Annotated in this window: 23 protein-coding genes and 1 tRNA gene; 15 read left to right on the top strand and 9 right to left on the bottom strand. The window is 72.8% G+C overall.

The annotated features are described in order from the left end of the window. The first annotated feature begins 20 nt into the window (after positions 1-20). Positions 21-806 (top strand): MerR family transcriptional regulator, encoded by a 786-nt coding sequence (locus tag HTZ77_RS32345; protein ID WP_175593514.1) that lies wholly within the window; start codon positions 21-23, stop codon positions 804-806. Here the strand turns inward: HTZ77_RS32345 and HTZ77_RS32340 are convergent. Both HTZ77_RS32340 and HTZ77_RS32335 read right to left on the bottom strand, forming a co-directional pair. After that, positions 796-1,698 (bottom strand): alpha/beta hydrolase, encoded by a 903-nt coding sequence (locus HTZ77_RS32340; RefSeq protein ID WP_175593513.1) that lies wholly within the window; start codon positions 1,696-1,698, stop codon positions 796-798. The genes HTZ77_RS32345 and HTZ77_RS32340 overlap by 11 nt on opposite strands. After that, complete coding sequence (locus HTZ77_RS32335; RefSeq protein ID WP_175593512.1) at positions 1,695-2,354, bottom strand: GNAT family N-acetyltransferase; 660 nt, start codon at positions 2,352-2,354, stop codon at positions 1,695-1,697. Before HTZ77_RS32335 ends, HTZ77_RS32340 begins: the two co-directional genes overlap by 4 nt. A gap of 128 nt (positions 2,355-2,482) precedes the next feature. Between HTZ77_RS32335 and HTZ77_RS32325 the strand changes: the two genes are divergently transcribed. Beyond that, entirely contained in the window at positions 2,483-3,580 is a 1,098-nt protein-coding gene (locus HTZ77_RS32325; RefSeq protein WP_205304038.1) for a GntR family transcriptional regulator, read from the top strand. A 345-nt stretch (positions 3,581-3,925) separates the two neighbouring features. Here HTZ77_RS32325 and HTZ77_RS32320 read toward each other — a convergent pair whose 3' ends face one another. Then, positions 3,926-6,493, bottom strand: coding sequence for a Tex family protein (locus tag HTZ77_RS32320; protein ID WP_175593511.1), 2,568 nt, complete (start codon positions 6,491-6,493; stop codon positions 3,926-3,928). 179 nt (positions 6,494-6,672) lie between these two features. On the opposite strand from HTZ77_RS32320, the gene HTZ77_RS32315 reads away from it, so the two are divergent. From HTZ77_RS32315 to HTZ77_RS32280, 8 genes are all read left to right on the top strand, one after another. Further along, a complete protein-coding gene (locus HTZ77_RS32315) occupies positions 6,673-7,107 on the top strand; it encodes an RpiB/LacA/LacB family sugar-phosphate isomerase (RefSeq protein WP_175593510.1) in 435 nt (144 codons plus the stop codon). Positions 7,108-7,188: 81 nt separating this feature from the next. Continuing rightward, entirely contained in the window at positions 7,189-8,259 is a 1,071-nt protein-coding gene (locus HTZ77_RS32310; RefSeq protein WP_175593509.1) for a DUF917 domain-containing protein, read from the top strand. Continuing rightward, a complete protein-coding gene (locus HTZ77_RS32305; RefSeq protein WP_175593508.1) occupies positions 8,252-9,829 on the top strand; it encodes a hydantoinase/oxoprolinase N-terminal domain-containing protein in 1,578 nt (525 codons plus the stop codon). Before HTZ77_RS32310 ends, HTZ77_RS32305 begins: the two co-directional genes overlap by 8 nt. Before the next feature lie 24 nt (positions 9,830-9,853). Continuing rightward, positions 9,854-11,479 carry an ABC transporter substrate-binding protein gene (locus HTZ77_RS32300; protein WP_175593507.1) on the top strand — a complete coding sequence of 542 codons (1,626 nt, stop codon included), beginning with the start codon at positions 9,854-9,856 and terminating at the stop codon, positions 11,477-11,479. 3 nt (positions 11,480-11,482) lie between these two features. Next, a complete protein-coding gene (locus HTZ77_RS32295) occupies positions 11,483-12,499 on the top strand; it encodes an ABC transporter permease (RefSeq protein ID WP_175593506.1) in 1,017 nt (338 codons plus the stop codon). After that, a complete protein-coding gene (locus tag HTZ77_RS32290; protein ID WP_328808897.1) occupies positions 12,496-13,347 on the top strand; it encodes an ABC transporter permease in 852 nt (283 codons plus the stop codon). The genes HTZ77_RS32295 and HTZ77_RS32290 overlap by 4 nt, the downstream gene beginning before the upstream one ends. Then, a complete protein-coding gene (locus HTZ77_RS32285) occupies positions 13,344-14,081 on the top strand; it encodes an ATP-binding cassette domain-containing protein (protein ID WP_175593505.1) in 738 nt (245 codons plus the stop codon). Before HTZ77_RS32290 ends, HTZ77_RS32285 begins: the two co-directional genes overlap by 4 nt. Next, a complete protein-coding gene (locus tag HTZ77_RS32280) occupies positions 14,078-14,962 on the top strand; it encodes an ABC transporter ATP-binding protein (RefSeq protein WP_175593504.1) in 885 nt (294 codons plus the stop codon). The genes HTZ77_RS32285 and HTZ77_RS32280 overlap by 4 nt, the downstream gene beginning before the upstream one ends. 42 nt (positions 14,963-15,004) lie before the next feature. Here HTZ77_RS32280 and HTZ77_RS32275 read toward each other — a convergent pair whose 3' ends face one another. Further along, positions 15,005-15,493 (bottom strand): MarR family winged helix-turn-helix transcriptional regulator, encoded by a 489-nt coding sequence (locus HTZ77_RS32275; protein ID WP_175593503.1) that lies wholly within the window; start codon positions 15,491-15,493, stop codon positions 15,005-15,007. Between the two features lie 70 nt (positions 15,494-15,563). On the opposite strand from HTZ77_RS32275, the gene HTZ77_RS32270 reads away from it, so the two are divergent. Then, on the top strand, positions 15,564-16,970 hold the full coding sequence (locus HTZ77_RS32270) for an MFS transporter (RefSeq protein ID WP_175593502.1): 1,407 nt from the start codon (positions 15,564-15,566) through the stop codon (positions 16,968-16,970). On the opposite strand, the gene HTZ77_RS32265 is transcribed toward HTZ77_RS32270, so the two are convergent. Both HTZ77_RS32265 and HTZ77_RS32260 read right to left on the bottom strand, forming a co-directional pair. After that, positions 16,948-17,304 carry a DUF742 domain-containing protein gene (locus HTZ77_RS32265; RefSeq protein ID WP_175593501.1) on the bottom strand — a complete coding sequence of 119 codons (357 nt, stop codon included), beginning with the start codon at positions 17,302-17,304 and terminating at the stop codon, positions 16,948-16,950. The two genes, HTZ77_RS32270 and HTZ77_RS32265, sit on opposite strands and share 23 nt — an antisense overlap. Next, positions 17,297-19,213 carry a sensor histidine kinase gene (locus HTZ77_RS32260; protein ID WP_205304031.1) on the bottom strand — a complete coding sequence of 639 codons (1,917 nt, stop codon included), beginning with the start codon at positions 19,211-19,213 and terminating at the stop codon, positions 17,297-17,299. Before HTZ77_RS32260 ends, HTZ77_RS32265 begins: the two co-directional genes overlap by 8 nt. A gap of 163 nt (positions 19,214-19,376) precedes the next feature. Between HTZ77_RS32260 and HTZ77_RS32255 the strand changes: the two genes are divergently transcribed. Continuing rightward, a complete protein-coding gene (locus HTZ77_RS32255) occupies positions 19,377-20,957 on the top strand; it encodes an ABC transporter substrate-binding protein (protein WP_175593500.1) in 1,581 nt (526 codons plus the stop codon). Between the two features lie 5 nt (positions 20,958-20,962). On the opposite strand, the gene HTZ77_RS32250 is transcribed toward HTZ77_RS32255, so the two are convergent. Then, complete coding sequence (locus HTZ77_RS32250; protein WP_175593499.1) at positions 20,963-21,115, bottom strand: hypothetical protein; 153 nt, start codon at positions 21,113-21,115, stop codon at positions 20,963-20,965. A gap of 20 nt (positions 21,116-21,135) precedes the next feature. On the opposite strand from HTZ77_RS32250, the gene HTZ77_RS32245 reads away from it, so the two are divergent. Beyond that, positions 21,136-21,798, top strand: coding sequence for a hypothetical protein (locus tag HTZ77_RS32245; RefSeq protein WP_205304140.1), 663 nt, complete (start codon positions 21,136-21,138; stop codon positions 21,796-21,798). A 122-nt stretch (positions 21,799-21,920) separates the two neighbouring features. Further along, the gene (locus HTZ77_RS32240) at positions 21,921-22,157 is read left to right on the top strand and encodes a hypothetical protein (protein WP_175593497.1); all 237 of its coding nucleotides are present in this window, start codon (positions 21,921-21,923) and stop codon (positions 22,155-22,157) included. 20 nt (positions 22,158-22,177) lie between these two features. Here the strand turns inward: HTZ77_RS32240 and HTZ77_RS32235 are convergent, their stop codons facing one another. Next, a complete protein-coding gene (locus HTZ77_RS32235; RefSeq protein ID WP_175593496.1) occupies positions 22,178-23,134 on the bottom strand; it encodes a cobalamin biosynthesis protein in 957 nt (318 codons plus the stop codon). After that, complete coding sequence (locus HTZ77_RS32230; protein WP_175593495.1) at positions 23,103-23,885, bottom strand: phosphotransferase; 783 nt, start codon at positions 23,883-23,885, stop codon at positions 23,103-23,105. Before HTZ77_RS32230 ends, HTZ77_RS32235 begins: the two co-directional genes overlap by 32 nt. 142 nt (positions 23,886-24,027) lie before the next feature. Here HTZ77_RS32230 and HTZ77_RS32225 point away from each other — a divergent pair. Next, positions 24,028-24,101, top strand: a tRNA-Arg gene (locus tag HTZ77_RS32225). The last annotated feature ends 118 nt before the right edge of the window (positions 24,102-24,219 follow it).

Raw genomic sequence — 24,219 nt, 5'->3', positions numbered from 1 at the left:
GCCCCTGGGAGACTGGACCGATGCTGACCATCGGCGAGCTGGCGTCGTACGCCGGAGTGACGGTGCGCGCGGTGCGGCACTATCACGCCAAGGGGCTGCTCCCGGAGCCGGAGCGCGACCACTTCGGCTACCGCAGGTACGGCGGCGACGCCGTGATCGAGCTGATCAGGATCCGGACCCTCGCCGACGCCGGGGTCCCGCTGGCGCGGGTCCGGGAGCTGCTGCGGGCCGGCGAGGCGGAGTTCGCCGCGGCCGTCGCGGACATCGACGGGCGGCTCCAGGCCGAGATCCGGGAACGGCAGCGTCACCGGGAGCGGATCGCCCGGCTGGCCGCCGGGGACGACCTGGCGCTGCCGCCCGAGGTGGTCGAGCTCCTCGGCCGGCTGCGGGAGCTCGGGGTCGACGAACGCATCATCCGGGTCGAACGCGACGGCTGGATCCCGCTGGCCGCGCGCTCACCCGAACGGGTTCCGGAGTGGACGGCGCGCAAGCGCGAGCAGATCGCCGACCCCCGGTTCATCGGCTTCTACCTCACCCTGGGGCACGCCCTCGACTGGGCCGACGACGACCCGCGGCTGACCGTGCTGGCCGACGAGCTGGCCGCCCACCTCACGCGGATGGCCGACGAGCAGGGCGAGGACTACGTCGGCGACGCCGGCATCGAGCCGCGGTTCGCCGAGCTGATGGACGCGCTGGTGTTCGACACCGCGCCCCCGGCCCGCCGGCTGATCGACCTGCTGAAGGAACGGGGGTGGACCGGCTGGACCAGGCTCGAACGCGTGGACCCGGCCCGGGTCAGCGACTGAGGAGCTCGGAGAAGACGTCCACCAGCTCGGGCCGGTCGAAGGGGCCGACGTGGGGCGCCGCGATGCTGCGCACGTCGGTCGGGTTGCCCGGCGTCAGACGGTCGGCCTCGGCGATGAACCGGTCCTGCAAGGCCAGGGGGATCAGCCGGTCGAGAGTGAAACGGACATAGGTCCGGGGAACGCGGCCCCAGGTGTGCGCCTCGCCCCGGCCGTCGGCCAGGGGGATGCCGGCGGTCTCGTCCGGTTCGAGCATCGTGAGCAGCCGGCGTACCCCCACGTCGGAGAAGTCGGCGGCCAGGCACTCCTTGACCCCGTGGAACACCGCCGGGTCGGCCGAGCGCCAGTTGACCCGGGTCACGCCCAGGACCGCCGGGTCGGCGACCACCGCCGCCTGGATCAGGGGGAGCAGGCTGTCGCCGTTCTCAGGCGTGGAGAGGTAGGCGGTCAGGTTCGGCAGGTCCACGCAGCAGTACGCCGCGACGTAGACCACGCGATCGAGCAGGTGGGGGATGGCGTTGCCGACCCTGCTCACGGTGATGCCGCCCTGACTGGCGCCGGCCAGGATCACGGGCCCGTGGCGGCGGGCCCGCCGCACCACGTCCGCCACGCGCTCGACGTAGTCGTCGATGGTGATCCCGGCGAGCGGCGACGGTTCGGTCGCCAGTGCCTGGAGATCCTGCGGGTTCTGGTACGAGCGGGGGTAGAACGCCTCCCGGCCGTGTCCCGGCAGGTCGACGGCCACGCATCGGTGGCCGCGGAGGGTGAGCTCGGTCATCAGCCCGGATGCCCAGGCCGACGAGGAGTTGGTGCCGTGGACGAACACCAGGGTCGGCGATCGTCGGTCGCCGTCGTGATCGGCGGGGGTGGTCTCGGGTTCGTGGTTCGCGGTCATTTCCGTGCTCTCCTGTCGCTGTCTGCTGTCGTCGTCCGCTGGTGGAGTGAGGTCAAACGCGTGGGGGGGCGCCGCATCGGCCACAGGAGCGGGCTGTCGGCCACGCGTACCGGCTCGCCGAGGTCCTCGAATCCGTGCCGCAGGTAGAGGGCGCGGCTTCGCGGCGAACTCGCCTCCAGGTACGCGGGGAGCCCGCCGGAGTCGGCTCGCTCAAGGCCGTGCCGCAACAGCGCCGAGCCGAGCCCGGCGCCGCGCCGCCCGCCGACCACTGCCATGCACGGGAGGTACAGGTGCGGTTCGCCGTCGGGGTGCCGCCGGGCCAGCGCCTCACCGAGAGCCCGCAACCGCGCGCCGCCCTCACCGCGGCCCTGCCGCTCGGACCCGCCGGCGGGCTCCTCCCGGAGCTCCTGGCCCTCGGCGAGCGTCAGCCACACCGCCGCGCCCTCGCGATCCCCGATCAGGTACGCCTCGGCGGCGGGGTGGTCGAGCAGGGAGCGGTAGAGGTGCCTCTGCCCCAGACCTCGCTCGCCCGGCCTGGGGTGGAGCCAGCAGGCGAGGGGATCGGTCATGAACGCCTCGGTGAGGACGTCCAGCACCGCCTGCCGGTCGGTGCCATCCGCCTGACGCACGGATGCGTACGTCGTATCGACTGTCATGCGTACAGCGTATTGAAGTCCGGGATCATGCAGGCCGTACGGGGAAAGGAAGTGTACTGGCCAGTGGAGATGGTGAACTAGTACACTTACCCGGCACGCAATGATCTCATCAACGCATCGGGGCTCTCATGTCATCGTCGACACAGCGGCCGGATCCGCCGTACCAGCGGATCGTCGCGGAGATCCGCGCCCGGATCCTGACCGGCGACCTGCGTCCCGGCGAGCGGATGCCGTCCATCCGGCAGATCGCCCAGCGCTGGGGCGTCGCGGTCGCCACCGCGACCAAGGTGATGGCGGCGCTGCGCGACGAGGGGCTGGTCGAGACGAAGGTCGGCTCCGGCGCGGTGGTCGGCGGTCTCGCGAGCCGGGAGCAGCCGCCGACCGGCCCGGCCGCGGCGCCCGACCCCCGGCAGACCGGCGTCACCAGGCAGGCGCCGAACCCCCGCCAGCCGCTGACCCCTCGCCAGCCGCTGACCCCTCGCCAGCCGCTGAACCCCCGGCAGGGCCTGAATCCCCGGCAGGGCCTGAACTCCCGGCAGGCGCCGGCCCCTGCCAGACAGGCGTTGAACCGCGGGCAGGTGCTCCGCGCCGCCATCGCGATCGCCGACGTCGAAGGGCTCGACGCCGTGTCGATGCGGCGGCTCGCGGCCGAGCTGGGCGTGGGGCCGATGTCGCTCTACCGGCACGTGGAGAACAAGGAGGAGCTCGTGACCCAGATGGTCGACGAGATCTTCGGCCGGCTGGAGCTCCCCGTCCCGGGCCCGGAGGGGTGGCGGGCCAAGCTCGAACTGATCGCCCGCCGGCAATGGCAACTGGGACGCCGGCACCTCTGGATGCCCAGGGCCGTCTCGTTCACCCGCCCGCTGCTGGTGCCGAACATGATGGCGCACACCGAATGGACCCTGCGCGCGCTCGACGGGCTGGGTCTGCCCATGGAGACCCGGATCCGCGAGGCGCTCACGCTGCACGCGCTCGTCGTCAACGCCGCGCTGTCCATGGCGGACGAGGTCGAGGCGGAGCAGGAGACCGGGGTGACGCTCGACCGGTGGTGGCTGGCACAGCGCGAGCAGGCCGGTGCACTCCTCCACAGCGGACGGTTCCCCCTGCTGGCCGCGATCCCCGAGGAGGCGGTGTCGGACCTCGACGGGCTGTTCGAGTACAGCCTCGCGTGCCACCTCGACGGCTTCGCCGCCCTGGTGGAGGCGCACGCCCGAACGCCGTCATGAGAGCCGCCGTCCGGACCCCGGTCACGCCGGTGTCGCCCGCCTGGCGACTGCCCATCGCCCGGTAGGGCGTCGCGACCGCACTGACGCCGCCGCCGGACGCGTGAAGCGCCGGAGGGGTACAGCGCCTCGTGTGTACGGCGCCTCGTGTGTACGGCGCCTCGTGTGTACGGCGCCTCGTGTGTACGGCGCCGCGTGAGTATGGCGGCGGGTGCGTGCGGCGCCGGATGCGTATGGCGGCGGATGCGTCTACGCGGAGGGGCCCGGGTGTGGCCTCGGAGAGTGCCCGAGCCCGACCCGGACCCCTGTTCCGCGCGACCTCACCAGAGGTCTACGTCCAGCCTGACCTCAGCGGGAATCGCCCGTGAGACCCGCCTTGCGGAGGGCCTCGGCCATGGCGCCCGACGGGGCGGAGCGGTCCTGGCGCTGGCCGCCGCGGCCGCGCTGACCCGCGCCGTCGCGGCCCCTCGCACCGCCGTCACGGCCGTCACGACCGTCGCGACCGCCCGCGCCACGCCCGCCGTCACCACGCCCGCCGTCACCACGCGACCCGTCGCCACGAGAACCGCGGGAACCACCGGAGCCGCCCGAGCCGCCGGAGCCACCGGAACCGCCAGAACCACCGGAGCCGCCCGAACCACGCGCGCCGTCACCACGGCCCCGCTCGCCGCGCGCTCCGCCGTCGCGGCCGCCCTCGGCGCGCCCCCGGCCGCCCCGCTCGCCGCCCTGGCGGGAGCCCCGGGCGTCGCCGGAGCCCGAGCCCGAGCCGGAGGCGGTCGTCTCGTCCTCCAGGCGCAGCGTCAGCGAGATGCGCTTGCGCGGGATGTCCACGTCCAGCACCTTGACCCGGACGATGTCGCCCGGCTTGACCACGTCGCGCGGGTCCTTGACGAACGTGCGCGACATGGCCGAGACGTGCACCAGGCCGTCCTGGTGGACGCCGACGTCGACGAACGCGCCGAACGCCGCCACGTTGGTGACCACGCCCTCCAGGATCATGCCCGCCTGGAGGTCGGAGAGCTTCTCGACGCCCTCCTTGAACGTCGCCGTCCGGAAGGCCGGTCGCGGGTCACGGCCGGGCTTCTCCAGCTCGCGCAGGATGTCGGTGACGGTCGGCAGGCCGAAGGTGTCGTCGGTGAACTCCTGCGGCTTGATCGCGCGCAGCGCCGCGGTGTTGCCGATCAGCGACTTGAGGTCGGTCTGGACCGATCCGAGGATGCGCCGCACCACGGGGTAGGCCTCGGGGTGGACGCTGGAGGCGTCGAGCGGATCGTCGCCCCCGGGGATGCGCAGGAAGCCGGCGCACTGCTCGAACGCCTTGGGCCCGAGGCGGGCGACGTCCTTCAGGGCCGTGCGGCTGCGGAACGGGCCGTGGGTGTCGCGGTGGCGCACGATGCTCTCGGCCAGCGTGGAGCCGATGCCGGACACGCGGGTCAGCAGCGGCGCGGACGCGGTGTTGACGTCGACGCCCACGCCGTTCACACAGTCCTCGACCACCGCGTCGAGCGAGCGCGACAGCTTGGACTCGGCCAGGTCGTGCTGGTACTGGCCGACGCCGATCGACTTCGGGTCGATCTTGACCAGCTCGGCCAGCGGGTCCTGCAGGCGGCGGGCGATCGAGACGGCGCCGCGCAGCGAGACGTCGAGGTCGGGCAGCTCCTGCGAGGCGTACGCGGAGGCCGAGTAGACCGACGCGCCCGCCTCGGACACCACGACCTTGGTCACCGACGGCATGTGCTTGACCAGCTCGCCGGCCAGCTTGTCGGTCTCGCGGGAGGCCGTGCCGTTGCCGATGGCGATGAGCTCGACGCCGTGCCGCTGCACCAGCGCGCCGAGCACCGCGAGCGACTGGTCCCACTGCCGCTTGGGCTCGTGCGGGTAGATGGTGGTGGTCTCGACGACCTTGCCGGTGGCGTCGACCACGGCGACCTTGACGCCGGTGCGCAGCCCCGGGTCGAGGCCCATCGTGGCGCGCGTGCCGGCGGGGGCGGCGAGCAGCAGGTCGCGCAGGTTGGTGGCGAACACCCGCACCGCCTCGTCCTCGGCCGCCTGCCACAGCCGCATCCGCAGGTCGAGGCCCAGGTGGACGAGGACACGGGTGCGCCAGGTCCAGCGCACGGTCTCGGCCAGCCAGCGGTCGGCCGGCCGGCCCTGGTCGGAGATGCCGAAGCGGGCGGCGATGCGCTCCTCGTAGGGGCCGTCGTCGGGCTCCAGCGTGACGCTGAGCACCTCCTCCTTCTCGCCCCGGAACATCGCGAGGACGCGGTGGGAGGGCAGTTTGGTGAACGGCTCGCCGAACTCGAAGTAGTCGGCGAACTTCGCCCCCGCCTCCTCCTTGCCCTCGCGGACCTTGGAAACCAGCCGGCCGCCGTTCCAGAGCTGCTCGCGCAGGGTGCCGATGAGGTCGGCGTCCTCGGCGAAGCGCTCGATCAGGATCGCCCGCGCGCCCTCCAGCGCCGCCCCGGCGTCGGCCACGCCCTCGGTGACGAACGCCTCGGCCTCGGCCGCCGGGTCGAGCGACGGGTCGCCGAGCAGCCGGTCGGCCAGCGGCTCCAGGCCCAGCTCGCGGGCGATCTGCGCCTTGGTGCGCCGCTTGGGCTTGTAGGGCAGGTAGATGTCCTCGAGGCGGGCCTTGGTCTCGGCCGCCATGATCTGGGCGCGCAGCTCGTCGTCGAGCTTGCCCTGCGACTCGACGGACTCCAGGATGGCCGCCCGCCGCTCCTCCAGCTCGCGGAGGTAGCGCAGCCGCTCCTCCAGCGTGCGCAGCTGCGCGTCGTCGAGGGCACCGGTGACCTCCTTGCGGTATCGGGCGATGAACGGCACGGTGGCGCCGCCGTCGAGCAGCTCGACGGCCGCGAGCACCTGCCCGTCGCGCACGCCGAGCTCAGCCGCGATCCGCTGGTGAATAGAGAGCACTTGCCTGCCTTTCGATGGTCCCGCCGGTCAATTGTGCAGGAACGGGCCGTCCTCCGAGACCGCGCGGGGCACTGGGGACACGCCGGTCGTCGTCCAGCACCCTAGAGGCAGGCACCGACGATTTCCCGCGGATCAGCGGCGAGCCGAATCAAAGCGGCCCATGGTGGTAGACCTGGGGGATGCGGATCTCGGTGGCGGCCGACAGCCTGGACGGCGTGGCGGAGCGGGTGGTGGAGGAACTGCGCCGGCGCGGGCACGAGGTGATCCCCCACGGGGCGCTCGACCCCTCGGGGCGCGACGACTGGGCGTGGGCGTCGGAGGCGGCGGCCCGCGACGTCGGTGAGGGGCGGGCCGAGCAGGCCGTGGTGTGCTGCTGGACCGGCACGGGCGCGTCCATCGCGGCCAACAAGGTGCCGGGCGTCCGGGCGGCGCTGTGCGCCGACGCGTACACCGCGGACGGCGCGCGCCGGTGGAACGACGCGAACGTGCTGGCCCTGAGCCTGCGCCTCACCTCCGAGGTGGTGCTCGGCGAGATCCTGGAGGCGTGGTTCGCGGGCGAGCCGAGCACGGACGACGCCGACCGCGCGAACGTCGCCCACCTCGACGAGATCTGAGGCGATATCTGAACAACCCTCGCGGACAGGGCGATTCGGACTGGCGTCAACGTGGCGGCATGTGCTTGGTTGTGACGCCATATGAAGATTCAAGCAAGCGATGTCGCCGCCCTCGCCCGGGGTTGCGCCGTGCTGGGCACCGGTGGCGGGGGCGACGTGCGCACCGGGGCGCTGGCGGCGCGGCGGGCCATCCAGGAGTACGGCGAGGTGCCGCTCGTCCGGCTGGCGGACTTACCCGGCGACGCGCTGGTGGTGCCGCTGTCCGGCATCGGCGCGCCCACGGTGAGCCACGAGATGATCCACGGCGAGGACGAGCCCCGGCGGATCGCCGAGGAGATCGAGCGGATCTTCGGCCGGCCGCCCTCGGCGGTCATGTCGTCGGAGATCGGCGGGGCGAACGGCGTCGCGCCCGTCGCCTGGGCCGCGCAGCTCGGGCTGCCGCTGCTCGACGCCGACGGCATGGGCCGGGCGTTCCCCGAGGTGCAGATGGTCTCGATGTACGTGGCCGGGCTGCCGGCCGACCTCGTGATCATGTCGGACGTCGCGGGCAACGTGGTCACGATCCGGCCGGTGGACGGCCTGTGGTCGGAGCGGCTGGCCCGCGCGGTGTGCGTCGCGGCCGGGTCGCACGCGCTCATGGCCGACTACGTGCTCACCGCCGACGGCGCGCGGGGCGCGGTCATCGAGGGCACGGTCACGCGCGCCCTCGCCGTCGGCCGGGCCACGGACGGCGCCGCCGACCCGCTCGGGGCGTTGAGAGGCGAGCTCGGCGCGTACGAGCTGATCACCGGCAAGCTGGCGGACGTGGAGCGGCGCACCGCGGGCGGGTTCGTGCGGGGCACGGCGACGGTCGAGGGCACCGGAGCCGATCGCGGCCGGGTCTTGACCTTGGAGCTGCAGAACGAGAACCTCGTCGCCATGGCCGGCGGCCGGATCTTGGCCATGGTGCCCGACCTCATCACGGTGGTCGACACCGAGACGGCCGCCGCCATCCAGACGGAGAGCCTGCGGTACGGCCAGCGCGTCACGGCGCTGGCCTGGCCGTGCGACCCGCTCTGGCGCACGCCGAAGGGCCTGGAGACGGCGGGGCCGCGCGCCTTCGGCTACGACCTCGACTACGTCCCGGTGGAGGAGCTGGCCGCGCATGGGTGACGAAGCACGCGGAGCTCGGGGAGCCCTGAGGATCGGGATCGACGTGGGCGGGACGAACACCGACGCGGTGGTGCTCGACGCCGCCGACCGGGTCGTCGCCAAGGCCAAGCGGCCCACCACGCCGGACGTGACCGGCGGCCTGCTGGCGGCGCTCGGCGCGGTCCTGGCCGAGCTGGACCGTTCCGGCACGCCCCGCGACGTGGCCCGCGTCATGCTGGGCACCACGCACGCCACGAACGCCGTCCTGGAACGCCGCGGCCTCGGCCGGGTGGCCGTGCTGCGGCTCGGCGCACCCGCCACGACGTCCGTGCCGCCGCTGTCCGACTGGCCCGGGAGCCTGCGCGCCGCCGTCTCCGCCGGCGAGGCCGTGCTGCCCGGCGGTCACTACGTGGACGGCCGCGAGATCGGCCCGCTCGACCGCGACGCGGTCCGCCGGTTCCTGGACGGGGTGGAGGCGGACGCGGTGGCGGTGACCGGCGTGTTCAGCCCGGCCACCGCCGAGCACGAGCGGGCGGTCGCCGAGCTGGTGGCGGACGAGTACGGGCTGCCGGTGTCGGTCAGCCACGAGATCGGCTCGCTCGGCCTGCTGGAGCGGGAGAACGCGACCGTGCTCAACGCCGCCCTGTACGGCGTGGCCGGCAACGTCACCGGCGCCCTGGCCGGGGCGCTGGCCGAGCACGGGCTGACCGCGACGCCGTATCTCGCGCAGAACGACGGCACGCTCATGACGACCGAGCACGCGGCGCGCCTGCCGGTGTCGACCATCGGCTCCGGCCCGGCCAACTCGCTGCGCGGCGCCGCGTTCCTGTCGGGGGTGTCCGACGCGGTCGTGGCCGACGTGGGCGGCACCTCCACCGACCTCGGCGTGCTGACCGGCGGGTTCCCGAGGGAGTCGGCGGCGGCCGTGGAGATCGGCGGCGTGCTCACCAACTTCCGCATGCCCGACATCCTGGCCATCGCGCTCGGCGGCGGCACCGTGGTCAGGGATCACGCCGTCGGTCCCGCCTCGGTGGGATACCGCATCACCGAGGAGGCGCTGGTCTTCGGCGGGTCCACGGTCACGATGACCGACGCCGCGGTGGCCGCCGGGCGGGTGCCGCCGGATGGCGAGGGCTGGCGCGACAGGCTGGGCGACAGGTCGGAAGGTTTTCGAGACACCTTGGAAAGGGCCGTGGCGGCGGCCGACGCGATGGTCGCCGACGCCGTGGACCGCATGGCGCTGGGCCGCGCCGACCGGCCGCTGGTGGCGGTGGGGGGCGGCGCCTTCCTGCTGCCGCCGCGCGTCCCGGGTGTGAGCGGCGTGGTGCGGCCCCGCCACGCCGAGGTGGCCAACGCCGTCGGGGCCGCGATCGCGCTGGCGAGCGGCAGAGTGGATACGATCTTGCCTGCGGGCGAAAGCCGGTCGAAGGCGATCGAAAGGGTCAAGGAGGAGGCTGCCGCGCGAGCCGTGGCCGCGGGCGCGGACTCCTCGCGGGTCGAGATCGTGGACCTGCTGGAGGTGCCCTTGAGCTATCTCTCCGAACCCGCCGTGCGGGTACACGTCAAAGCCGCCGGACCTCTCGCCCGGTGACGTAACCGAAAGGATCCCCCCACCATGCGCTGGCACAAGCGTCTGCTCGTCGCCGGAGTCGCCGGCGTCGTCGCCATGACAGCGTCCGCGTGCGCGGGCGGCCAGGTGCGCGGCGCGGGCCGGACCCCGCAGCCGAGCACCGGTACCAGCACCGGCGCCGCCGGGTCGCCGGCCGCCGAGGCGAACGACGCCACGTTCGTCTACGCCCCCAACCTGGACGTGGTCACCGACTGGGACCCGGCGAGCTCGTACTCCAACGAGATCATCGCCATGTCCAACATCTACGAGGGCCTGACCCGCTACGACGCCGAGGCCCGCAAGCCGGTGCCGCGCCTGGCCACGGAGTGGACGTCGGGGGACGGCGGCAAGGAGTGGACGTTCAAGCTGCGGCAGGGCGTGAAGTTCCACACCGGCGCGCCCCTCGACGCCGAGGCGGCCAAGAAGGCCATCGAGCGCACCATGAAGATCAACGCCGGCGCGGCCTACATCTGGGGCGCGGTCAGGACGATCGAGGCGGTGGACGCCTCGACGCTGAAGTTCACGCTCAAGTACGCCGCCCCGCTCGACCTCGTCGCCTCCTCCGGTTACGCCGCCTACATCTACGACACGGCCGCCGCGGACAAGCTCAAGGACGGCGAGACCGACGCCGGGACCGGCCCGTACACGATCGACACCTGGCAGAAGGGCAAGGAGACCGAGCTCACGCTCAAGGCGTTCGACGGCTACTGGGGCGGCTGGAAGCCCGACCAGTACCGGAAGGTCGCCTTCCGCGTCACCCCGGAGATCACCACGGCGTGGCAGCTCCTGCAGAAGGGTGAGGTGAACTTCGTCCCGCGGCTCAACCCGCAGCTCTTCGCGCAGGCCGGCACGACCGAGGGCGTGCAGACCTCGCAGAAGCCGTCGTTCCAGAACCTGCTCGTGCTCTTCAACACCGCGACCGGCCCTGCCAAGGATGTCAAGGTCCGGCAGGCGCTCCAGCTCGCGATCGACTACGACGGCCTGGTGGCCGCGCTCAAGGGCGCCGGCACGAAGGCGTCGGGCCTGGTGCCCGAGGGCCTGCTCGGCCACGTCCAGGGCATGGAGCCCAAGCAGGACCTGGCCCGGGCGCAGGAGCTGCTCAACGCCGCGGGCTACGGGCAGGACCTGGAGGAGCTCAAGCTCACGATGACGTACGCGCAGGGCGACGAGGACCAGAAGCTGCTGGTCACGCTGCTCAGCTCCACGCTCAAGAAGCTCAACGTCACCCTCCAGGCCAAGCCGATGGCCTGGAACGCCCAGTGGGACCTCGGCAAGAAGAAGGGCCAGGACCTGTTCGTCATGTACTGGTACCCGGACTACCCCGACGCGTACTCGTGGTTCCTCAACGTGTTCAAGAGCGCCGACAAGCCGCAGTTCAACCTGTCGTACCTGAAGAACGCGGAGATCGACAAGGCCATCGACGCGCTGCCGCAGCTCTCGGCCACCGACGCGCTGGCCGCCGACCAGGCGTACGCCGACCTGCAGAAGAAGATCGTCCAGGAGCAGGCCGCGGTGGCGGCGCCGTACGTGCAGACCTACCAGCGCGCGCTGTCGGCCACCGTGCAGGGCTACACGGACAACCCGGCCTACCCGAACGTGGTCTTCTTCTACGACCTCAAGCCCGCCGGCTGACCCGTGCCGCGCTACGTGGCCCGCCGGCTCGGCCAGGCGTTCCTGGTCGTGGCCGGCGTGGTCGTGCTCACCTTCGTCGTGACGCGGCTGCTGCCGGGCGACCCCGCGGTGGCGTTCGCCGGGCCGAAGGCGACGCCGCAGCAGCTCGCCGAGGCGCGGGCGCGCTTCGGCCTCGACGACCCGCTGCCGGCGCAGCTCTGGAACTACGTCAGGGACCTGGCGGCGGGTGACTGGGGCACCAGCCTGCGGACGCGCCGGCCGGTGCTGTCCGACCTGTACGTGGCGTTCCCGGCCTCGCTGGAGCTGGTCGGGACGGCGCTGCTGCTCGCCGTGCTCGCCGGGATCCCGGCGGGGGTGCTCGCCGCCCGCCACCGGACCCGGCTGCCCGACGTCGGGGTGCGGGTGGGCGGCATGCTGGCGGTCTCGGTGCCGGTGTTCTGGCTCGCGCTGGCGCTGCAGACGGTCTTCGCCGGCACCCTCGACTGGCTCCCGGTCGCCGGCGAGTACGACGTTGCGCTGGACACCACCAGCCCGCTCACCCTCTGGACGAACATCACGCTCGTGGACGCGCTCATCACCGGCAACTGGCCCATCCTCACCAGCACCCTGCAGCACCTGGTGCTGCCCGCGATCGTCGTGGCCGCCTATCCGACGGGCGTGATCGCCCAGATGACGCGGGCCGCGCTGATCGAGGAGGCCGGCCAGGACCACATCCGGCTGGAGCGGGCGCTGGGCTTCGGCGAGACGTCCATCCTGGTCCGGTTCGCGCTGCGGCCCGCGCTCAACCCGCTGCTGTCGCTGATCGCGCTGGTCTTCGCGTACGCGATCGTCAACGGGTTCCTCGTGGAGGCGGTGTTCAACTGGCCGGGGCTCGGCCGCTACGCCGTGGACGCGATCGGCGACTCGGACGTCCCGGCCATCGCGGGGGTCACGCTGCTCGTCGCGCTGGTGTACGTGCTGGCCAACCTCGTCGTGGACCTCCTCCAGGGCGTGGTGGACCCGAGGGCGAGGCAGCGGTGAGCGTCCTGTCCCTGACGAAGCCGGTGCGGCGGCCGGGGCGGGTGGACCGGCTGGCGGTGCTGGGCGGCGTGCTCATCGTGCTCGTGGCGCTGTCGGCCGTGCTCGCGCCGTGGCTGGCCCCGTACGAGGAGAACACGCCGGACCCCCTGCACAGCCTCGATCCGCCGAGCGGCGCCCACTGGTTCGGCACCGACTTCGCCGGCCGGGACGTGCTCACCCAGATCCTGTACGGCGGGCGGACGTCGCTGACCATCGTCGTCGCCGTGCTGACCGTCTCGGCGGTGGTCGGGGTGACGCTCGGCGTCGTGGCCGGGTACGCGGGCGGCCCGGTCAGGGACGTGATCATGCGGGTCACGGACGTGTTCCTCGCCTTCCCGGCGCTGCTGCTGTCGCTGGCCCTGGCGGTCGTGCTCGGGCCGAGCGTCACCACGGCGATCGTGGCCATCGCCGCCACCTGGTGGCCCTGGTACGCGCGGCTGGCCGCCTCCGTCGCCGCCTCGGTCGCCACCCGCCCGTACGTGGACGCCGCCCGGTGCCTGGGCGTGCCCGCGCCGCTCGTCGTGCTGCGGCACGTGCTGCCGAACTCCCTCACCCCCGTCCTGGTCCAGGTCTCGCTGGACGCGGGCGGCGTCATCCTCACCGCCGCGGCCCTGTCCTACCTGGGGCTGGGGGCGCGGGAGCCGGTGGCCGAGTGGGGGCTGATGGTGCAGCAGAGCCAGACGTACTTCACCACCAACTGGTGGGTCGTCACGTTCCCGGGCCTGGCGATCCTCGTGACGGCGTTCGCCTTCAACCTGCTGGGCGAGGGGCTGCGCGCGGCCCTGGACCCGCGAAGGGTGATCCGATGATCGAGGTGCGGGACCTGCGGGTCAGGTACGGCACGCGCACCGTCGCCCACGTGCCCGAGCTGGACGTGGGCGCGGGGGAGTGCGTGGCCGTGGTGGGGGAGAGCGGGTCCGGCAAGTCCACGACGCTGATGGCGCTGCTCGGGCTGACCGAGGGCGCCGAGGTGTCCGGGCACGTCCGGGTCTGCGGGGTGGACGTGCTCACCGCACCGGAGCGCCGGCTGCGGGAGATCCGGGGCGCCCGGGTGGCGCTCGTCATGCAGTCGCCGCAGGCCGCGCTCAGCCCCACCACGCGCCTGGGCGTCCTCATGCGGCGCGCGCTGGACCTGCACGGCGTGGACGCGGGCGAGCGGGCCATGGCCGAGGCCGTGGAGGCCGTGCTGCTGGACCCGGCGATCCTGCGCCGTTACCCGCACGAGGTGTCGGGCGGTCAGGCGCAGCGGTTCGCGATCGCGCTGGCGCTGGCGCTGGGGGCGGAGGCGGTGCTGGCCGACGAGCCGACCAGCGCGCTCGACGTGACCGTGCAGGCGGAGGTGGTCGGCGTGCTGCGGCGGCTGCGCGAGGAGCGCGGGCTGGCGCTGCTGCTGGTCTCCCACGACCTGGCCCTGGTCTCCACGATCGCCGACCGGGTGCTGGTCATGAAGGACGGCGAGGTGGTGGAGAGCGGCGCGGCGGCCCGGGTGCTGGCCGAGCCCTCGCATCCGTACACGCGCGAGCTGCTGGAGGCGCTGCCATGACCGTTCCGGCGCCGGTGCTGCGGGCCGAGCGGGTCACGCTCGGGTACGGCCGCACGGCCGTCGTCCATGACGTCAGCCTGGACGTCACCGAGGGCGGGGTGGGGCTGATCGGGGAGAGCGGGTCGGGCAAGACGACGCTGGCCCGCGCGTTCCTGGGCCTCCTCCGCCCGATGTCCGGAGACATCTGGTACGGCGACCAAAACCTGAAAAAAGCGGATATGAGGAGCTTCAGGCGGGACGTCCAGCCGGTGTTCCAGGCCGAGGCCCTCGACCCGCGCATGAGCGCCGGCGCCTCGGTCGCCGAGGCGCTGCCCCGCAAGGAGCGCGACCGCGTGCCCGCCCTGCTGGAGAAGGTCGGGCTGCCCGCCGAGCTGGCCGGCCGCCGGCCGCACCAGCTCTCCGGCGGCCAGCGCCAGCGGGTGGTGATCGCCCGGGCCCTGGCCGTCTCGCCCCGCCTGCTCATCCTCGACGAGCCCACCAGCGCCCTCGACGTGACCGTGCAGGCACGAATCCTCGACCTGCTCGCCGGGCTCGGCACCGAGCGGCTGCTCATCACGCACAACCTCGCCGTGGTGGCCCGGCTCTGCCGCACCGCGCACGTGCTGTTCGCGGGCCGGGTCGTCGAGTCGGGGCCCACGGCCGAGCTGCTGGCCCGGCCCGCCCACCCGTACACGCTGGCCCTGCGCGACGCCGTGCCGAGGCTCGGCGGCGAGCCGCCGCCCGCGCGGGGGCGCACCGAGGCGCGACCGGCCGCGACCGGGTGCCCGTTCCGGCTGCGCTGCCCGCTCGCCGTGGCCGCCTGCGAGCGGGCGCCCGAGCCGCGGGAGGTGGGGGAGGGGCGGCGGGCGGCCTGTCACCGCGCCGAGGAGCTGCTCGCCTGACCCCTCCGCCCTACCGCCCTACCGCCCTACCGCCCTACCGCCCTACCGCCGGGTCGCGGGCGTGGCGGGCTCCTCGTCGCGCAGCCGCACGTACATGTCCTCCGAGAGCCGGGAGATCAGCCGCGCCAGCTCGGCGCGGTCGTCCTCCGGCCAGTCGGCGAGCGCGCCGGTGAACCAGTCCAGGGTGACCTGGCGGCAGCTCTCCGCGGCCTTGGTCCCGGCGGGCGTGAGCGCGATGCGCCAGGCCCGGCCGTCGTCGGGGTCGCGCACCCGCTCCAGCAGCCCGCGCTTCTCCAGCGCGGACACGTGCCGCGTCACGTGCGGGCTCTCCACCTGGAGCCCCTCGGCGATCGCGCCGATCCGGCGCGGCTCGCCCGCGTCCAGCAGGTAGGCGAGGACGTGCACGTCCGGCCGGTCCAGCCGCACGCCGGCGGCCGCGGTCAGCCGCTCGTGCGTCTTGGCGCGGTTGAGCGAGGTCACCAGCCGCCGGAACGACGCCACGGTCGTGTGCAGGTCTGTGTCTTCCGACATTTTACTTACCTAACTTACGTATGTATGATCGCTCCTCGGTTACTTACCTAAGTTATCCAAAGGAGCTGTCATGGCGACACTCGCCGCACCTCCCTCCCCGGGGGAGACCGCCGCACGCAACCCGTGGCCCGCCGTGGTCTCGCTGGCCTTCGCCGCGTCCATCGCGGCGCTGCAGAACACCGCCGTCGTCCCGTTGCTTCCCGTGCTGCAGCGCGAGCTGCACGCCTCGCTGGGGGCCGTGAGCTGGACCTTGACGATCAGCCTGCTGGTGAGCGCGGTGGCCACGCCGCTGTTGTCCAGATTCGGCGACATGTACGGCAGGCGGCCGATGATCCTCGGCGCGATCGGCCTGCTGGTGGCCGGCTCGGTGCTGGGAGCGCTGGCCACCTCGCTGCCCTGGCTCATCGTGGCCAGGATCCTCCAGGGCTCCGTGGCCGCGCTGGTGCCGCTGTCGATCGGGGTGGTGCGCGAGTCGTTGCCGCCGAGGCAGCTCGCCACCGGCATCGGCGTGCTGAGCGCCACCATGGGCTTCGGCAGCGGGGGCGGCATGATCCTGGCCGGGCTCGTGGCCGGCGACTACCACGTGCTGTTCTGGGTGACGGGGGCGATCGCCGTGGTCGCGGGCGGGCTGGTGGCGCTCCTGGTGCGCGACCGGGCGCCCTCCGGCGGGGGACGCCCCGACCTGCTCGGCGCCGTGCTGCTGGCCGTCTGGCTCGTCGCGCTGCTGCTCGGCATCAGCCAGGGCGGCTCGTGGGGCTGGACCTCGCCCCGGGTGCTCGGGCTGTTCGCCGTCGCGCTGGTGACCGCGATCACCTGGGTGGCCGTCGAGCGGCGCGTACGCGAGCCGCTGGTCGACATGGCGATGCTGACCCAGCGCGGCACGGTCGGCGCGACGGTCGCCTCCACGCTGCTCGGCTTCGCGTTCTTCACCTGCATGACCGGCATCTCCGGCTTCACCCAGGCCCCCGGCTTCGGCTTCGGCGCCTCCACCCTGCAGGTCGGCCTCTACCTGCTGCCCAGCACGCTGTTCATGCTGGTGATCTCGCTGTTCGCCGGCCGGTTCATGCGCCGCTTCGCGGCCTCGTCGATGGTCGCCTTCGGATCGGCGGCCGTGGCCCTGGCCGGGCTGTGGATGGCCGTCCGGCACGGCGCCCCCGCGGACGTCTACGTGGCCACCTCGCTGCTCGGCGTGGGGCTCGGCGTCGGGTACGCCGCTCTGGGGACGATGGCCGTGGAGCACGTGGACCCGGCGAAGACCGCCGCCGCGGCCGGGGTCAACGCGCTGGTGCGGATCGTGGGCGGCAGCACGGCGGGCGCGGTCATCGCCGCGATCCTGGGCGCGCTGCCCGGCGAGCACGGCTACCGGTGGGTGTTCGCCGCCGCGGCCGCGGGGAGCCTGGTGGCGGCGGTCTTCGCGGCCGTGTTCGGCCGGCTCAACCGCCGGGCCACCAGGATCACAGCGCCCGCAGGCCGTTGATGACCTCCAGCAGCACGCTGGCGTCCGGGGCGGGAGGCGGGTGCTCGACCTGCACGAGCTGCTGCGCGTGCAGGTCGCCCACCAGGACGCGTACCACGCCGATGGGCAGGCCCAGCTCGGCCGCCACGTCCACGAGGCGGGTCGGCGTGGTGCACTTCTGCATGATGATCAGATGCTCGGGCCCGAGCCCGGCGGGCGGGGTCAGGCCGCCGGCCGTGATGATGACCGCGATGAGGTCGATGGCCTCGCTCGCGGGCACCGTGCGGCCCTTGGTCAGCAGATAGGCCGGGACGATCGGACCGGCGTCCTCGTCCAGCCAGCGCTCGTCACTCACCCTGCACCACCCGGATGGTACGAGCGCCTTCCTTGGCGGGTTCCTTGTCCGTGGCGCGCTCCTCCGGCTCGGCCGGCGGGTCGCTCACGTGTTCTGCCGGGATCAGCACGATGGCGGTGGTCCCTCCATATGGTGAACCGCGCAACGTCACGCGGATGTCATGCCTGGCAGCCAGGCGGGAAACGACGAAGAGGCCGAGCTGGTCGCTGTCGGCCAGGTCGAACTCGGGCGGGCTGGCGAGCCGCGCGTTGAGCTCGGCCATGACCTCCGGGCTGATACCGAGACCGCGGTCCTCCACCTCGAGGGCGAAGCCGCGGGCCGCCACCTCGCCGCGCACCTGGACCGGCGTGTGCGGCGGGGAGTAGACGGTGGCGTTCTCGATGAGCTCGGCGATCAGGTGGATCACGTCGCCGACGACCGGGCCCGCGAGGCGCTGGCCGGGCATCGGCTCGACGATGACCCGCTGGTAGTCCTCGACCTCCGCCGCGGCGCCGCGCACGACGTCGAGCAGCGGCACGGGCTTGCTCCAGCCGCGGCCCGGCGTGGCGCCGGACAGGATGATCAGGCCCTCCGCGTGACGGCGCATGCGGGTGGTCAGGTGGTCGAGGCGGAACAGGTCGTCCAGGGCCTCCGGCTCGGTGGCCCGGTGCTGCATGTCCTCCAGCTGGATGCGCTGGCGGTGGAGCAGGGTCTGGCTGCGCCGGGCCAGGTTGCGGAAGACGTGGCCGACGCCGTCGCGCAGTTGCGCCTGGCCCACCGCGGCCTCCACGGCCGTCTGCTGCACCGTGGAGAACGCCTGGCCCACGTCGCCGATCTCGGTCGTGGTGCTGGTGATCGACAGCTCGGGCACCTCGACCTTCTCGCCGCGGCGCAGCTTCTCCACCACCTGCGGCAGCCGTTCCCGGGAGACCTCCAGGGCGGCCAGGCGCAGCCCGGTCAGCTCGTGCGAGAGCCGGTTGCCCATCCGCAGCGAGAACCCGATCGACACGATCACCAGCACGAAGCAGGTGCCGGCCAGCAGGAACGCCCGCTGCAGGACCGCGTCGGCGACCGGTTCGGCCCGTCCGGACAGCAGGGAGCTGGCCTGGAGCTGGGCCTCCGAGAACGACTTGTTGAGCGCCTCGGTGGTGCTCAGCCAGCCCACGGGGGCGCCGCCCGCGATGATCTGGTCCTCCATGATCCGCATCCGCTGGTACGCGGGTGAGGTGATCAGGGAGACCTGGGTGTCGCGCAGGCCCGGGTCCAGCTCGCCGAGGGCCTGGTCGAGCAGGAAGCGGCGGTTGCCGACGATCTGGGTGAACAGCCGCCGCTCGGGGGCCGTCGTCGGACCGGCGGCCAGCGCCTGCTCCCGGGTCAGCAGCTCCCGGGCGTAGGAGACGTCCACGACCACGCGCGACTGCTCGTAGATCGGGATGTCGTCGATGAAGGCGACGTTGCGGTGCAGGCCGAACAGCGAGTCGGTGACCCCGTTGTACGTCTCGATCACGTGCAGCCGCGCGGCCAGGCCCGCGTCGATCTCGCCCCGGATCGGCTCCAGCCGCCCGAGCTGGGCGAGGACCGCGTCCACCTGGGCGTGGATCCGCTCGGAGGTGTGCATCGAGGCGGCCGAGAGCTGCTTGAACCGCTCCCTGGCCGCGTCGGTGCGCGAGCGTTGCGCGACCAGCTCGGACTCGTTGGTGTTGCTCTTGACGCGCAGCAGCCGGGCCGAGGCCAGGCGCTCACGCTGGAGCTCGGTGGTGAGCTGGTAGGCCGGCAGGCGCAGGTTGGTCCAGAGCGTCTTGTACTGCCGCAGTTCCAGGCTCTCGCTGGCGGTCACAGCGGTGATGACCCCCCACAGCACCACCATCGAGGCGAGCGGAATCAGCAGCAGGCCGATGATCTTCACGCGGATCGTGCGACTGCGGCCCATGGCACCTCTTCCGGTCGGTCCCCTGCTGGTGAACCCCGGACGGGACAACGCACGAGAATAGCAATTCGATCTCTAGAAGTCCTAATTTTTCAGGACTTTTGGGCACTCTATGATGATCTTCCAGTAGGTTTTCGCGGTAGACCGGGTCACAGAGGGAGATGCGTTGCGCCGTCGTCTCGCAGCGGCCGCCGTCCTGCTGCTGTCCGTCGCGGCGTGCTCGACCCCGGACGCCGATCCGGGGGCGGTCGAGGTCCGGCAGACGCCGCGCGGCGAGTCCGCGTTCGTCCACGTGCAGAACCTCGACGTGATCACCGAGTGGGACCCGGCCAGCTCCTACTCCAACGAGATCATCGCCTTCCAGAACGTCTACGAGACGCTCACGATGTGGAACCCGGTGACCGCCAAGGCCGCCCCCCGGCTGGCCACCTCCTGGGTCTCCTCCGTGGACGGCAGGACGTGGACGTTCAACCTGCGGCCCGGCGTGACCTTCCACACCGGCCGGCCTCTGGACGCGGCGGCCGTCAAGGCGTCCGTCGAGCGGACCATGAAGGTCGGCCAGGGCGCCTCCTACATCTGGGACGCCGTCCAGAGCATCAAGGCCGACGACCCGCTGACCGTCACCTTCACCCTCAAGTACCCCGTGCCGCTCGACCTCGTCGCCTCCTCCGGCTACGCCGCCTACGTCTACGACACCAAGGCGGCGCCGGACCTGCGCGCCTGGCTGAGCTCCGGCAAGGACGCCGGCTCCGGCCCGTACACGATCAGGTCGTGGCAGAAGGGCAAGCAGGACGAGCTCACGCTCACCGCGTACGACGGCTACTGGGGAGGCTGGACGGGCCCGCACTACCGCACGGTCAAGTACCGCGTCGTGCCCGACCTCGACCGGGCCTGGCGGATGCTGATGCGCGGCGAGGCGAGCTTCGTCGAGCGGCTCGACCCCCGCCTGTACGCCCGCGCCAGGACCACGCCCGGCGTGCGCACCTCCCGCAGCCCGTCGTTCCAGACGATGATGATGCTCTTCAACACCGCCGCGGGACCGACCGCCGACGTGCGCGTACGGCGCGCCCTGCAGAAGGCCGTCGACTACCGGGGCATCATCAAGGGGCTCAGGGGCGCCGGCTCACCCGTCAGCGGCATCGTCCCCGAAGGGCTGCCCGGCCACGTCCCCGGCCGCGAGCCCCGCCAGGACCTGCCCGGCGCGACCGAGCTGCTGCGCCAGGCCGGCTACGGCCCCGGCGGCCGGCCGCTGCGGCTCAGGCTCACCTACGCCGAGGGCGACGCCGACGAGAAGCTCCTCGCCACCCGGCTCGCCGCCACGCTCAAGCCGCTCAACGTGACGCTCGACGCCACGGCCATGCAGTGGAACGCCCAGTGGGACCTCGGCAAGCGGCGCGGCCAGGACATCTTCGTCATGTACTGGTGGCCCGACTACGCCGACGGCTACTCGTGGTTCGGCAACGTCTTCCACAGCCAGAACCCGACCGTGTTCAACCTCACCTACCTCCACGACAAGGAGACCGACGAGCTGCTCGACACGCTGCCGCGGCTGACCGTCACCGACAAGGCGGGCGCGAGCCGCGCCTTCCGGCAGGCGACCGCCCGCGTCCTCGACCGGCACGCCGCCGCCGCGCTGCCCTGGGTGGTCACGTACCAGCGCGCCTACCTCGGCGGCATCCAGGGCTACGACGACAACCCCGCCTACCCGGACGTGGTCTTCGTCCACGACCTGCGGCCCGTGGGGTGAGCGGTCTACCTCTTGGCCGTCTCGACGCGCTCGCGCAGCCGTTGCCTGATCTCCTCCGGGGTGTAGGCGCGGCGCCGCCGCTCCGCCCGCGCGATCGCCACGCCCGTGGCCGCGACGCCCGCGACCCCGGCCAGCCCGAGTATCTTCCACCAGCGCATGTGCCTAGGCTAGCGATGTGCTGACTCTCGACGAGGCCGTGGACCTCACCCGGACCGGCGACCTGTGGGTCTTCCGCGGCCGGTCGGTTCCCGACCGCGCCATCCAGACCATGACCAACAGCCCGGTCAACCACGTCGGCATGGCGATCGTCGTGGAGGACATGCCGCCGATGATGTGGCACGCCGAGCTCGGCCGGTCGCTGCCCGACCTGTGGTCCGGCGTCCACCAGCGCGGGGTGCAGCTCCACGACCTGCGCGACGCCGTCACGGTGTGGGCCGACAAGTACGGCCAGCGCGCCTGGCTGCGCCAGCTCGAACCCGAGGCGACGCCCGAGATGGAGGACGCGGCGCTGCGCGTGGTCGCCCGGCTGGACGGCACGCCGTTCCCCAGCACCGCCCGGCTCGCCGCCCGCTGGGCCCGCGGCCGCGTCCCCGACCTGCGACGCCTCCTCCTGGAGCGGGCCCGCCTCCTCCGGGACCGGGCCGGCGGGGAGCGGGGGCTGGAGAGCGCGTACTGCGCCGAGGTGGTGGCGGTGACGTACGAGGAGATGGGGCTGCTGCCGGGCGGCAGGCGGCCGAACTGGTACGACCCGGGCAGGTTCTGGAGCGGCGACGACCTCGGCCTGCTGGGCGGCCACCGGCTCGGCAAGGAGATCACGATCGGCGTCGAGCGCTCGCGCTGAACGCGTCATTAACCCGGATAATGGATTACTTCCCAGGGCGCATTATCTGAGTATTGTGGTGGCCACATGTGCGGGGGCATTTCTTACGGGACTTTCCTCGGGGTGCCGAGAGGAGCCGCTGCGTGGACACTTCCGACGGCCGTGTCGTCCTCTTATTGATCATCTTGGCGTTGGCCCTGTTCGTCGCGGGCCGCCGGTTCCAGTCGATGGTCTCCGCACGTCAGGCGTGGCGGAACTCGATGCGGGCCGTACCGGTCAAGAGGCAGTCGAACGGCGGCGCGCTGAAAGCGGTGATCGTCGTCGCGTTGATCATTGCGGTGGCCTTCTGGTTTCTCACCAACGCGAACCGCATGACCTGAACGGTGGGTGGCCCGGACCCTCAACGCTTTCGCGACGCCCGGGCCGCGACGGCGGCGACGCAGAGGGCAGATGCGGCGAAACCGACAAGACGTGCAAGCCGAACGGCGGGTCGCACGTCCCCCACCCCCGGCTTGCGGCCGTCGCCCATGGTGGGGCGGTGCTCGATCCTGCCGCTGTAGACGTTGGCGCCCCCGAGCGTGACACCGAGCGCCCCGGCGAACGCCGCCTCGCACCGTCCCGCGTTCGGGCTCGGATGCCGGTGCCCGTCCCGTACCAGGACGGCCAGGGCCCGCCGCGGGGCGGGGGCGGCCAGCACGGTCAGCAGCCCCGTGATCCGGGCCGGGACGTAGTTCGCCACGTCGTCGAGCCGCGCCGCCGCCCACCCGAACCGCTCGTAGCGCGGCGACCGGTGCCCCACCATCGCGTCCAGCGTGTTGACCACCCGGTAGGCCAGCAGCCCCGGCACGCCCGCCACCGCGCCCCAGAAGAGCGGGGCGACGACGGCGTCGGAGGTGTTCTCGGCCAGCGACTCGACCGTGGCGCGGGCCAGCTCGGGGGCCGCCAGGCTCGACGGGTCGCGCCCGCACAGGTGCGGCAGGCGCTCGCGGGCGCGTTCCAGGTCGCCGTCCTCCAGCGCCTCGGCCATGAGCTCGCCCTCGCGGGCCAGCGTCGTCCCGCCGAGCACGGCCCAGGTGGCGGCGGCCGTCAGAGCCGCCCGGGCGACCGGATGGGACACCCGCTCGGCCGCCACGCCGAGCGCGACGGCGCCGCCGACGCACACGGCGACGTGGACGACGCCGTTCACGCGCGCGTCACGGTACAGGCGCCGCTCCAGCGCGGCGGCGGCCCGCCCGAACAGCGCGACGGGATGCCCGGCCCGCGGGTCGCCGACCGCGGCGTCGATCAGCAGACCGGCCAGGAACCCGGCGACCCTGGGCCCGTCGCTACACCAGATGGCCACGGAGGGAATCCTCATGAGAGTCGAGCCAGGCGGCCGCCCGGCGGATGCGCTGCCCGGCCCCGCCGGCCCACATGCGCGCCCAGCCGCCGCCGGTGGCCGCGCGCGCCCGCATGACGTCGTACGAGCGGTGGAAGCGCAGCCGGGCGAGGTCCAGCAGCCGCCGCCGGTCGCGGGCCCCCAGGCCGTAGGCGTCGCAGAACAGCCGCAGCCGCGCGCCCACGTCGAGCCCGCGCAGGAGCGCGGGACAGTCCACCGGATCGGCGATGGGCGCCCAGTGGCGGAGCGTGGTGACCACGTCGAACAGCCGGGTCGTGGGCCGCGCCAGATCGAAGTCGATGAAGGCCCGCGGCGACCCGTCGCGGAAGACCACGTTGTCCGGGGTCACGTCGCAGTGGCCGACGACCTCCGGCGCGGAGTCGTCGTTCGACCCCGCCTGCCAGCCGCGCGTGCCCAGCGGGAACCCGGCGGTCGCGTCGTGCAGCTCCCGCAACAACACGGCGACCTCGGCGAGGGCCCTGTCGGAGGCGGCCATGGCGTTCAGCCCGGTCGTGCCGGGGACGTAGGTGAGGATCTCCCGCCCCAGCTCGTCCATGCCCACGACCCGCGGCGCCCCCTCGAACCCGGCGGCCTCAAGATGGCGCAGCAGGGAGTGGACGGCGGGGGTGAACGATCCGGCGGGCCTGCGCACGGTCTCCCCGACACGCACCACCCCGTCGGTCACGTCCCCGCCCTGCAAGGGGATCTCGTGCAGGAGCGTCGCGACCATGGCACGAGAGCTTAGACCCATATGTACGGCCCTCGCCCGCCATTTCGGACGGCAACATCTCGGGGGATCGTCAGGTTGGGTGGACGAACACGGGGAAAACGTGTGCATGAGAGGTCCCCGGATCATGCACAATAAGGCGGGAGCGCCCTTAGCTCAGCTGGATAGAGCACCGGACTTCTAATCCGACGGTCGCAGGTTCGAATCCTGCAGGGCGCGCAACCAAGACCAGGCAATCCTCGGGTTGACCTGGTCTTTTGCATGATCGCGGTGCTTGCTCGGTAGGTCGGTGGAGGCCGCCGTGAGCAGCCCTGTGCCAGTGGTCGCGGAACATACG

Origin of the sequence: Nonomuraea montanisoli (assembly GCF_013363975.1) — a bacterium.
Lineage (GTDB): Bacteria > Actinomycetota > Actinomycetes > Streptosporangiales > Streptosporangiaceae > Nonomuraea > Nonomuraea montanisoli.
The sequence above is the reverse complement of the archived record's forward strand: the minus strand, read 5'-3'. Positions and strand labels throughout refer to the sequence as shown.

Excerpts from the sequence above, each read along its gene's own strand:
- HTZ77_RS32345 (WP_175593514.1), top strand. The coding sequence starts at position 21 with ATGCTGACCATCGGCGAGCTGGCGTCGTACGCCGGAGTGACGGTGCGC.
- HTZ77_RS32340 (WP_175593513.1), bottom strand. The coding sequence starts at position 1,698 with ATGACCGCGAACCACGAACCCGAGACCACCCCCGCCGATCACGACGGC.
- HTZ77_RS32335 (WP_175593512.1), bottom strand. The coding sequence starts at position 2,354 with ATGACAGTCGATACGACGTACGCATCCGTGCGTCAGGCGGATGGCACC.
- HTZ77_RS32325 (WP_205304038.1), top strand. The coding sequence starts at position 2,483 with ATGTCATCGTCGACACAGCGGCCGGATCCGCCGTACCAGCGGATCGTC.
- HTZ77_RS32315 (WP_175593510.1), top strand. The coding sequence starts at position 6,673 with ATGCGGATCTCGGTGGCGGCCGACAGCCTGGACGGCGTGGCGGAGCGG.
- HTZ77_RS32310 (WP_175593509.1), top strand. The coding sequence starts at position 7,189 with ATGAAGATTCAAGCAAGCGATGTCGCCGCCCTCGCCCGGGGTTGCGCC.
- HTZ77_RS32305 (WP_175593508.1), top strand. The coding sequence starts at position 8,252 with ATGGGTGACGAAGCACGCGGAGCTCGGGGAGCCCTGAGGATCGGGATC.
- HTZ77_RS32300 (WP_175593507.1), top strand. The coding sequence starts at position 9,854 with ATGCGCTGGCACAAGCGTCTGCTCGTCGCCGGAGTCGCCGGCGTCGTC.
- HTZ77_RS32285 (WP_175593505.1), top strand. The coding sequence starts at position 13,344 with ATGATCGAGGTGCGGGACCTGCGGGTCAGGTACGGCACGCGCACCGTC.
- HTZ77_RS32280 (WP_175593504.1), top strand. The coding sequence starts at position 14,078 with ATGACCGTTCCGGCGCCGGTGCTGCGGGCCGAGCGGGTCACGCTCGGG.
- HTZ77_RS32275 (WP_175593503.1), bottom strand. The coding sequence starts at position 15,493 with ATGTCGGAAGACACAGACCTGCACACGACCGTGGCGTCGTTCCGGCGG.
- HTZ77_RS32270 (WP_175593502.1), top strand. The coding sequence starts at position 15,564 with ATGGCGACACTCGCCGCACCTCCCTCCCCGGGGGAGACCGCCGCACGC.
- HTZ77_RS32260 (WP_205304031.1), bottom strand. The coding sequence starts at position 19,213 with ATGGGCCGCAGTCGCACGATCCGCGTGAAGATCATCGGCCTGCTGCTG.
- HTZ77_RS32250 (WP_175593499.1), bottom strand. The coding sequence starts at position 21,115 with ATGCGCTGGTGGAAGATACTCGGGCTGGCCGGGGTCGCGGGCGTCGCG.
- HTZ77_RS32235 (WP_175593496.1), bottom strand. The coding sequence starts at position 23,134 with ATGAGGATTCCCTCCGTGGCCATCTGGTGTAGCGACGGGCCCAGGGTC.
- HTZ77_RS32230 (WP_175593495.1), bottom strand. The coding sequence starts at position 23,885 with ATGGTCGCGACGCTCCTGCACGAGATCCCCTTGCAGGGCGGGGACGTG.